Origin of the sequence: Loigolactobacillus jiayinensis (assembly GCF_003946445.1) — a bacterium.
Taxonomy (GTDB): Bacteria; Bacillota; Bacilli; order Lactobacillales; family Lactobacillaceae; genus Loigolactobacillus; species Loigolactobacillus jiayinensis.
In genome coordinates, this window is sequence record NZ_RHOF01000004.1 from 87,731 (window position 1) to 96,476 (window position 8,746).

The 8,746-nt window shown below is 46.6% G+C and carries 6 protein-coding genes; 1 reads left to right on the top strand and 5 read right to left on the bottom strand.

The genetic code is table 11. The features are described from left to right. Positions 1–18 precede the first annotated feature (18 nt). The 4 genes from EKM80_RS02410 to EKM80_RS02425 form a co-directional block, all read right to left on the bottom strand. Positions 19–2,700, bottom strand: coding sequence for an ATP-binding protein (locus tag EKM80_RS02410; RefSeq protein WP_125551528.1), 2,682 nt, complete (start codon positions 2,698–2,700; stop codon positions 19–21). Continuing rightward, complete coding sequence (locus tag EKM80_RS02415) at positions 2,690–3,907, bottom strand: metallophosphoesterase family protein (protein WP_125551529.1); 1,218 nt, start codon at positions 3,905–3,907, stop codon at positions 2,690–2,692. Before EKM80_RS02415 ends, EKM80_RS02410 begins: the two co-directional genes overlap by 11 nt. A gap of 241 nt (positions 3,908–4,148) precedes the next feature. Beyond that, a complete protein-coding gene (locus EKM80_RS02420; RefSeq protein ID WP_125551530.1) occupies positions 4,149–4,493 on the bottom strand; it encodes a YlbF family regulator in 345 nt (114 codons plus the stop codon). Positions 4,494–4,655: 162 nt separating this feature from the next. Beyond that, on the bottom strand, positions 4,656–6,794 hold the full coding sequence (locus EKM80_RS02425) for a PBP1A family penicillin-binding protein (protein ID WP_125551531.1): 2,139 nt from the start codon (positions 6,792–6,794) through the stop codon (positions 4,656–4,658). Positions 6,795–7,074: 280 nt separating this feature from the next. Here EKM80_RS02425 and EKM80_RS02430 point away from each other — a divergent pair, with 280 nt between their 5' ends. Then, complete coding sequence (locus tag EKM80_RS02430; protein ID WP_125551532.1) at positions 7,075–7,956, top strand: RluA family pseudouridine synthase; 882 nt, start codon at positions 7,075–7,077, stop codon at positions 7,954–7,956. A gap of 100 nt (positions 7,957–8,056) precedes the next feature. Here EKM80_RS02430 and argR read toward each other — a convergent pair whose 3' ends face one another. Continuing rightward, on the bottom strand, positions 8,057–8,515 hold the full coding sequence (argR, locus tag EKM80_RS02435; protein ID WP_125551533.1) for an arginine repressor: 459 nt from the start codon (positions 8,513–8,515) through the stop codon (positions 8,057–8,059). Positions 8,516–8,746: the final 231 nt, after the last annotated feature.

Genomic DNA, 8,746 nt, shown 5'->3' on the forward strand with positions numbered 1-8,746 from the left:
CCTGCTAAGTGTGCTGCGTCACTGCGCTGTCAGCACCGTCACTTGTCCGACTTGTGGCGACACCGTTTGCGCCGTGAAATAGATCACCTGATTCGTACGACTTAATTCGGCTAGCAGTGTTAGGACTTGTTGCTGGCGTGCTGCGTCAAAATTAACAAAACTATCGTCGATCACTAATGGCAGCCGCTGCACGTCGCTAATTGTTTGAGCAAAAGCTAACCGCAACGCCACGTATAACTGTTCCGCAGTCCCTTGCGATAATTCACCAACGGCAAATTGTTGCTTATCTTGACGCACTACGGTAATTTGAGTGGTTGTTAATTTTATTCTAACATACCGCTGTTGCGTTAAAATGGCAAAATATTTTTCCGCTAGCGTTAACATTGCCGGCAAACGTTGCTGCGACGCTTGACTCAAAGTTTGTTCGATCCACTGCGCCGCTAATTGATAGCTTAACCAGCGCTGCGTTAGAGTACTAATTTCCGCTTCTTGCTGCGCGACTTGTTGGCGTAACACCCGATAGCTGCCATCGCTAGCTAGTTGCGTCAATTGCGTTTGGCCAGTGGTTAATTGCCGTTGCGCTGTGTCCAACTGACTTTGTTGTTGCTGCAGTTCAGTTTGGCGCGTTTGCAATTCCGTGGTCAATACATTCAAATCAGCGTAATGCTGCAAATTTGGTAGATCAGCACTAATTTGCGTTGCTAATACTTGTTCGCGTTCAGCTAACTGCTGCTGACTCTGATCGGCTTGTTGCCGCTGTTTTAATTCATGCTCACTGACTAAATCATGTTGGGCTAACAGCTGATGTAACTGCTGATCAATGCCCGCAATGGCTTGTTGCACCCGCGTCGTCTGTTGTTGATAATAGGCATAATTTTGATCGCCATCACGTAAATCAGCCAATTGCTGCTGTTGCGCCGTCACAAAATTAGTCGCCTGCGCAATCGCCGCTGCTGGTTCAGCTGCAGCCAGTGGCAACCAATCATGGGCAAAATTAAAGCCAGCTAACCACTGCTGAATTTGATAAGTGGCGTCACTTTGCCGTTGCGCTAATTCTTGGTTTTGCTGCTGACAGGCCAGTAGCCGTTGCAGGTCGTGTTGATGATTCAAAATGACATCGTCACTTAAATCAGCGTACCCATAGCGCGCTTTTAATGACTCCCAGGCCGCCGTATACGCCGTTAAATTACCTTGCGCCGTTGTTTGCTGCTGGGTTAATGCCGCTAGTTGGGCTTGGTGCTGATCCAATTCAGCCAATGCTTGCTGCCATTGTTGTTGCACTGGATCAGTTGTTGCTGGCGCTTGTTGTTGCCGCTGAAATTGCCAGCCACCTAGCGCTAAACCAACTACAGTCACTAATTTCAACCAACCAGGTAAAAACAAACCAATGACCGCAACAATGCCCCAAACTAAATAAGTCGGTTGCTGTTTTGAGCGTTGACTGCGCCTTTGCGGCTGCTGTAACTGCCCTTCCAGATGCGCGACTTGTTGTTCTAGCACCTGATTTTGTGTTGTCTGTTGCTGCAGTGCTTGTTGTCGTTGCTGAATTTGTTGCTGTAATTTTTGCCGTTGTTGCTGATTATTTCGTGCTTGGGTGAAATCCAACTCACTTAACGGCTGCACCGCTTGCTTAGTCCCCAATTGCACCTGTAACTGCTGGCTTTCTTCTTGTAGATCCTGCTGCTGTTGTTGCAGTTGTGCACTGACTTGCACCGCAGTTTGAACGTCGGCCACCTGCGCCAATTGCGCGTCAAATTCCGCCTGATGCTGCTGGTAAAATAAAAACGCCGGCGCCAACTGCTGCTGATCAGTGACCGCATTTAATTTAGCCGCCAATTGCTGCAGTTCCGCATGACTACTAGCACGTTTTTGCTGCAAAGCTTGATAGTCCTGATACACTTGCGGTGATAATGCCGCAGGTTGTTGGGCGATTTGCTGGCGCACCGTTTGCCAAGCCTGATAATTAGGCCACGCTGCTTGTAGCTGCGTTAAGGCACTCACCTTAGCACGGCTGGCACTAATTTGTTGGCCTAACGTTTGCACCGCCGCTTTTTGCCGGTCAACTTGTTGCTGCTGGGTCAAATAAGCAGGTAACGTGGCTTGGGCACTGGCTAATTTAGCGTTAAGCTCATCTAATTTACTCAATGCTTGATTTAATGGCCAAACGCGCCCCCGTGGCTTGTACAAGCGTGCTGCTTCGCGCCGATATTTCTGAGCTAAACCAAGCCATTCTTGACTACCGGCAGCCCCAACAGTCAATAAATGGCGACTTAAATCAGCTTGCTGGAGTTGAAAAATTGCCAGCAGATCTTGCTGATTGAACCGAAAAATTTGCCGAAAAAGTGGGCCATCGATTGGCGCCAATAATTGCTGTAAAAAGGCGGCGTCATGTTGCTGCCCTGCAGCATCAGTCACTGTGACCTCGCCCCCCGCACGGCCGGCTACGCGTTTCACCACATAGCGCTGGCCGTGCTGCACCACCGTGATCTGGCCGCCATAGCTGTGACCACTTTTAGGGAGATACTGCGCATAGGGTTTCTTTTTGGTGGCAAAGCCAAATAAGACACCGTCAATAAAGGCACTTAACGTTGATTTACCAGCTTCATTCGCACCTTGAAACACTTGCAGTTGTGGATCAAAGTCAAAATGTTGATCATACCACTTACCAAAACCGAAGATATCAACTGCTTCAATCCGCATCGTCATCACCTACTGTCGCTTTATTTTCCTGTAACAGGCTTAATACTTGCGCCTGTAAACTAGCAGGTAAATCAGGCTGCCGCAATTCTGCTGCCAAAAAATCAGCTTGATTCAGCGGCTGCGCAACCTGCGCAATGTTCGCCGCCGAGAAAACTTTTTGCGCACTCGCCTGCCAGTAGGTTTGATCTAGCTGATTAAAATTCAGCTCACTGGCAATTTGTGGCTTCAAGGCATAGAGCCAGCGCCAAGGCTGTTTTAACGGCTGCTTTTGTAAATAGCTCAATAATTCGTCAGTTTCGATGCGCTTTAATAACGCTGGGCTTAGCTGCTCAGCATTGGTCAATACCACTTGTAACAATAATGCTTCTGGCTGCTTTAATTTGGCCACGGCTTGTTCGATGGCATTAATAATCGTCGTCAAACGCACCGCCCCAGCAACGGAAACGGTGCAGGTCTGCCACTGAATTGGCGCTACTGCGTGAAACGTGGGCTGCAACTGCGTGCCCTTTTGGCTGACTAAATAATAACCACGCGCGCCAGCTTCGTTTGGATTACGCCCTTGTGGATTACCAGCGTAAACAATTGGTGGCTGTGCCTGCAAGATTTGCTGTTGGTGAATATGGCCCAACGCCCAATAATCATAGTGTTTTTGGTTCAATTCCGTGAGGCTAAACGGCGCGTAAACCGCATGGGCACTGGCAACACCACTTTGACTGCCGTGTAGTAAGCCGATATGAAAGTCAGTATTGGCTTTCACGGGGAATTGTGGCGTCATATCCGTTTCCACCCACCGCTGACTATAGCTAAAGCCACTTAAAGCCACCGACTGGCCAGCCTTAGTCGTTAAGGTAAAGGTGGCGCCAGTACTGGGGAAAATATGTGTATTTTCCGGTAAAGGTAGCTCCGCTGTTGTATCGGCCACATAATCATGATTACCATAACTTAAATACACCGGAATCGCTGCATCAGCCAAGCGCTGCAGCTGCTTTTGCAGGAAAAGTTGTGCCTGAATACTGCGCTCTGCACGATCGTATAAATCGCCCACTAAACAGACAAAATCAACCTGCTCAGCCAACGCAGCGTCGACAATTTTAGCAAACGCGGTAAAAGTAGCGTCATAGATCTGTTGCCATAATTCTGCCGGCGCTGTGCGCAAGCCGAGAAACGGTGTATCTAAATGAAGATCCGCTGCATGAATAAATTTCATTGCCGCGCTTCCTTTCGTATTTCTATGAAAATTCAAAAAATTGTGGCGTCCAAGTCGTTGATTCAGCGCGGCATTAAACTACCGAGTTTTCTCAACCGACACCACTTATAAAAAAATCGGCCGGCGAGCGCTTAGTCAGCATACTGCCCGACTATTCGTCCCGCGCGACCGACCTAAATTGCGCCAATCTTATTCTTTTAACCTTGAATTGGCACAATCAGATTACTTTTTAAGGCACTGATTAATTAGCGTACAATTCTTGGACTGGCTTAGTAATGATTTGGTTTAAGTCATCCATAATTTGGCTCATGGCTTTTTCTTTTTCCATTAACGCTTGAACTTCTTTGAATTCGCCGACTTTGCCTGCTAAATCATGTGCTTTGTCAATATCGGCATCAGCCAATTCTTGACCTTGCATTTGTTTTTGTTGTAAATCAATATTAACTTTTTGGAATTGCTTGAACATGTCGTAGGCGGTTTTGTTTTGTTTCATTGCATCGTATGCTGCTTGCAAAGCAACAAATTCATCGATCTGTCGTAATTCGCCTTCTAATTTGTTTGCTGTATCGTACACCTTGACTGCCATGTTGGGCCTCCGTTAATTTTAGATTATGCAGAGTGTTGGCAAAAGCGTTCAGCTTCTGAGCATTAGCCAAGTAAGCTGCTTTTCCAAACACTCGTAACATTACTTCAAATAGTATAGCATGTTCTGAACCGTTTTCCTAGCCAGAAACGAACGTCTGTGCGTTTAATTGCCAAACAAACCTTTGACTGAATCGAACCAACTCTTGGCTTTAGTGGTCGCCGAATTTAGATTCTCTTTGGCCTTCGTGGCGCCATCCTTAACCTGACTCCACACGTCTGACGAATTAGTCGTTTGTTCTGCACTAGCCCGCGTTTTAGCGTCCTTCGTGCTGAACTTTGTGCCCGCAGTTTCCGGTAAAATATTGTTCATTTCTGACTGCCAAACTTTCGCCACGCCTTCTTCACTGATCCCAGCTAGAAAATGACTGCTATCAGTGCTGTCGAAACCAATCCAAGTGGCCACCACAATATCCGGCGTGTAACCGACGACCCACTGATCCTTGGTACCGAAGCCATAACTATCGGGAACTTCGGTACTGCCAGTTTTACCTGCCACATCATAGCCGGTTGGTTTAGCTGAGGTCCCAGTGCCGTAGTCAAAGACGCCTAGCATCATGCTATTCATCTCTTTGGCAGTTGTAGCTGTCATCACTCGTTTAGCACTGGTTTCCGTATTATCGACGATCACGTTACCGCTGGCGTCCACAATTTTAGTAATAAAATGACTGCTAGGACGCTTGCCTTGATTGGCAAAAGTCGCGTACGCACCAGCCATTTGATAAGGTGAAACCCCAATGTTCAAGCCGCCTAGCGCCATGGCCAAGTTTTGATCACTTTTTGGTAAAGTAATGCCAAAGTTTTTTACGGATTCAACGCCCTTTTGCACACCAATTTGATCTAATAACCAAACTGCTGGGGCATTTAAGCTTTGCGCAAGGGCATTATACATGGGTACTTTGCCGGCATAATTATTACCGTAATCAGTTGGCGTATAGTGATTTGAACCGTAAGATAATTTTTTATCGGTTAACTCAGAATCATAGTGGTACCCATTTTCCAGTGCTGGCGTGTATACCGCTAATGGCTTCATCGTCGAGCCCGGCTGCCGTTTGATCTGTGTCGCCCGGTTATAACCGCGGAAAACGGGTTCACTATTACGACCACCGACCACGGCCGCCACACCACCTGTTTGTGGATCCATGGCCACTGAGGCGCCTTCAACCTTAGTACCATCGCTAGCATTGGCCGGAAAGATTGTGCTGTCAGCGAAAGAATCGTCCATTTTTTGCTGATAAGTTTGGTTGAGTGCCGTATAGATTTTATAGCCTTTGTTCATGATTTCTTCTTCGGTCAAGCCGTATTTGCTGATGGCTTCGTTGATTACCGCGTCAAAATAGTACGGGTAGCGATAGCCGTTGGTCGAATTATAATTATCCTGTAAATTCAGCGCTTCTTGCTTAGCAGTAGCGGCTTGGCTAGTCGTCAATTTACCGTTATCGACCATTAAACCGAGAATCAAATTACGCCGCGAAAGATTATATTTGGGATGGTCAATTGGGTTGTAAAAGCTAGGACTACGCAACATGGCGGCCATGCTAGCTGCTTCTGCGGTATCAATATCGGCGGCACTTTTACCAAAATACTTCTCCGCCGCATCCTGCACTCCCCACACGCCATTCCCGAAATAAGCGTTATTCAGGTACATCGTAATGATATCTTGTTTACTATAAACTTTATTGATCTCAATGGATAAAAACAGCTCTTCGGCCTTACGCATCAGGGTTTGTTGCTGGGTCAACAAGGCATTTTTCGCCAATTGCTGCGTCAGCGTGCTACCACCGCCACTGATCTGACCGTGATGGATCACGTAACTAACAGCCGCGCGGGCGTAACCCTTGATACTGAAGCCAGGATTAGTCCAGAAGGTACGATCTTCAGTGGAGGTCACCGCGTTTTGAATTTGCGTGGAAATTTTATTATAGCTGACGTAGGTTCCTTTTTGAGCGTATAACGAGCCCGCCTTTTGATTCTTGTAATCATAGATCGTCGTTGTCGTCTGTAAGTTGGCTTTTAAATGTTCAACGTCAGAGGTCTTGGCCAAAAAAGTTAAATAACTGCTGAACCCAAGAAAAATGAGCAGCAGCACTAAAATCAGCCAACGCGTCATCAAAAAGCGGCGCCAGAAATGGCGAACTGCGTGCCAGAAGCCGTGCCAATAAGGCGCAATGAAATGAAAAAATGGCGCTAAGAAGTGGCCAATTGCGCTAAAAATACGGCGTAATGTTGCTAAAAAGTTTTGCATATTGTTCCTCATTTACTTAAAAAGTGGCTGAAAAGACGTCCAGTGGTTTAACTAATGTACTGAATCGCCATTTTATTGTAGCATATTTATGCCCACGAAAAATTAAGCCTGATTTAAGTTTAGGTGAAGATGTGTATCAGCACCTCGGTCTTTAGACGGAAAAATAATTGCGCTTTTTGAATCAGCACTAGTAAAAAACTAATTTGGCAGCCGTGACTTTTTTAGGTAGAATAGAAGCAGTCTGAAAAATCGTAGTTAGCACTTAAAGAGGGAAAAACTCATGCAAACATGGCAATATCACTGTACCGTCAACGCGGCGCAAGCAGGACATTTACTAAAACAATATTTACGGGTCGATTTACTGGTGCCTAAAACCATCTATCACCAGTTACGAATCCAGCGCGCGGTGACGATCAACGGTCAATATCAATCCGTGCATACCGCGGTGGCCACCGGCGATGACGTGGCGCTAACTTTTTGCAGTAGTGATTTTAGCACCCCACTGCCTCATTATGTCGGCGGTGATGCACGCCAAGTCCATGTTCTATATGAAAATGACGATTTATTGATCGTCAATAAACCAATCGGCGTCAAAACACACCCCAATCGGCCCGACGAACACGATAGCCTAATGAACCACGTCACTGCTTATTTAGGCACACCAGCGTACGTCGTGCATCGACTTGATCGCGATACTAGCGGTGCCATCGTGGTTGCCAAAAATCCAGTGGTGCTGCCAATTTTGAATCGCTTGATCAGTAGCAAGCGCATCACGCGTCAATACCGTGCTTGGGTGCATGGTCATTTACCAGCTAGTGGTACGATCAGTCTACCAATTGGCCGTGACCCGCTGGATAAGCGTAAGCGCCAAGTCGATGGGCCTAACGCACTAGCTGCCACTACCCATTATCGCGTTTTACAAGAAACTGCCGATAAATCGTTACTGGCCATTCAGTTGGAAACAGGCCGCACTCACCAAATCCGCGTCCATTTTAGCTACCTTGGTCATCCCTTAGTTGGCGATGTTTTATATGATCCGCAGGCCGCCGCTTATCCACGTCTATTTTTACATTCAGCCAAAATGCGGCTACTGCTGCCATTTAGTTTTACGCCAGTTGAAGTGACTGCACCAGTACCCGCCAGCTTCTTTGACGTTGACTAAGCTATCGTCATTGCCTTAAGCGACCACCGTTATTAGTTGGTCGCTTTTTTGACCAAAAAAATAAAGCTACCTCAGTGAGCAGCTTTGCTAATTTTATATTCTATTCCACAATCATTCGTTGCGTAAAGTAGTCATTAATGTATTCCGCACTGGCACGATCTGGGCTAATGATCAAAATCGTATCGTGACCAGCTAACGTTCCTGTCACTTGCGGAAATGCGAGGTCATCAAGAATCGCCGCTAACGAGTTACCATTGCCGGGGGCTGTATGAATAACATTGACAAATTCCACTCGCTTAACCGCCGCGACGACTTCAGCGATCGATTCGTCCAACCGCTCAGCCTCCGTTTTTTCACCATTATGATAAATCGTATAGCGTAGCGTACCGTCTGCATCGCGTTCCTTGACTACTTGCATTTCACGGATATCGCGGGAAATTGTTGCCTGAGTCGCCGGAATACCTTCCGCTTCTAGCGCAGCTAATAAAGCCTCTTGCGTGGCAATTGTGTGCTGCTTAATGATTTCTTCAATTTTTGCTTGCCGATCTACCTTTTTCAAAATAGTCACCTCTACTTCACAGTAATGAATGATTTTGGATCAAAATCTCCGATGTTTCGGACGATGTCCATTCTTGTGGCAAAAATCGTGCCGCAAGAAACATGGCGCTACTTCACAGTAATGAATGATTTTGGGCCAAAATCTTCGATGTTTCGGACGATGTCCATTCTTGTGGCAAAAACCGTGCCGCAAGAAACATGGCGCTACTTCACAGTAATGAATGATTTTGGA

What these genes read in the sequence shown, in the direction of transcription:
- EKM80_RS02420 (WP_125551530.1), bottom strand. Translation starts at nt 4,493, where the DNA reads ATGGCAGTCAAGGTGTACGATACAGCAAACAAATTAGAAGGCGAATTA.
- EKM80_RS02430 (WP_125551532.1), top strand. Translation starts at nt 7,075, where the DNA reads ATGCAAACATGGCAATATCACTGTACCGTCAACGCGGCGCAAGCAGGA.
- EKM80_RS02410 (WP_125551528.1), bottom strand. Translation starts at nt 2,700, where the DNA reads ATGCGGATTGAAGCAGTTGATATCTTCGGTTTTGGTAAGTGGTATGAT.
- EKM80_RS02415 (WP_125551529.1), bottom strand. Translation starts at nt 3,907, where the DNA reads ATGAAATTTATTCATGCAGCGGATCTTCATTTAGATACACCGTTTCTC.
- EKM80_RS02425 (WP_125551531.1), bottom strand. Translation starts at nt 6,794, where the DNA reads ATGCAAAACTTTTTAGCAACATTACGCCGTATTTTTAGCGCAATTGGC.